The organism is Acinetobacter sp. YH12126, assembly GCF_013418745.1.
Classification (GTDB): Bacteria; Pseudomonadota; Gammaproteobacteria; order Pseudomonadales; family Moraxellaceae; genus Acinetobacter; species Acinetobacter amyesii.
This window is the reverse complement of sequence record NZ_VPBM01000054.1, coordinates 1-1,105: the sequence shown is the minus strand read 5'-3', so window position 1 is coordinate 1,105 and position 1,105 is coordinate 1. Positions and strand designations below refer to the sequence as shown.

1 protein-coding gene and 1 pseudogene are annotated in these 1,105 nt (G+C 39.0%); both read right to left on the bottom strand.

The features are described from left to right. Window positions 1–328: 328 nt before the first annotated feature. Window positions 329–508 carry a hypothetical protein gene (locus FTU62_RS17250; RefSeq protein WP_180103263.1) on the bottom strand — a complete coding sequence of 60 codons (180 nt, stop codon included), beginning with the start codon at window positions 506–508 and terminating at the stop codon, window positions 329–331. Window positions 509–814: 306 nt separating this feature from the next. Continuing rightward, window positions 815–1,105 (bottom strand): annotated as a pseudogene (locus tag FTU62_RS17245) (replication initiation protein); the annotation flags it as partial.

Sequence of the window (1,105 nt, the reverse complement as noted above, 5' to 3'; positions counted from 1 at the left end):
ATTTAAAAGCTTTTTTATTATTAAAAGCCCAAAAAAATCAAAAACGGTGTTTAAAACTGCCCTATGTTTTCGCTTCGCTCAAACTCTATTGAATCTCGCTGCGCTCGATTCCTGGGGCAGTTTTTTCAAAGACCGGCTAGGACGCTAAAAACAAGAATGGATTCGCTTCGCTCATAAAGCTTTATGCTCGCTTCGCTCGTCATGGAGCCAATGGCTACAGTCGCTTTGCTCTGTAAATCTCGTTATGAGGCAATAGGGAGCTTGTAATCAGGGAAAAGGCAGGGGCGAAATTTTTATAACGCACAGTCGCTCGTAGACACTCGCTCGGCTACTTGATCAATTTGTTTAGTTGTTCTTCAAAATCTTGCTTGTTTAAATCACCTGAAACGTACTGATCATAAAGTTTTTGATGATCTTCAGTGATTTCTAAATCGTAATATTCTCGATCTGATTTCTTTAAAAACACCTCTGACAAACGCTTATTTTTTTCAGCATCACTCAATTTCATGGTCTAAATGCTCCTATTTTGCGTTTATTGGCGTTTTTAGCCCTGTTTAGCTAGATTTCCCTGTTTTTGAGAAAAGAGCGCTTAAATGCGATTCTAGGCGGTTTTTCGCCATGTGTGAAAATCTGATATTTCAAAACTTGCCGATCGGCAAGTTTTAGCGGTTTGGGGATTTATCATTTTCCGACAGCAGGAGGGAATGCACGCTTCCGCGTTTCTCTCCGAGAAACAAAAAACCGACCTCTGAAAAAGATAAAAATAAGCCCCAAAAGTTGGGGCGTTTTGAAATCTTTTTTAGAGGATTAATTGCTACTTTTGGGATTTCAGATAGTCATAAAACTGAATCTGCTGTTTGGGGTCTTTTAGCATGATGCGAAGCCGTTGCATGAAATCATCAGGTGATTCACTTTCTTGTTTCAAATAGTTGAATTTTTTATCTCTGGACATGCCGTAAGAAATTCGGTTGATCTGCATGTTTGAAAAATCTAAAAACTTAGGTTCATCGACCTGTTTGATTGGTGCAGATTGGATTTTCTTAGAACCAAAGCCGAGCTGTTCCAGTAGCGGGTAAAACATTCTGAATTTTTTTGGCTCTAAAAG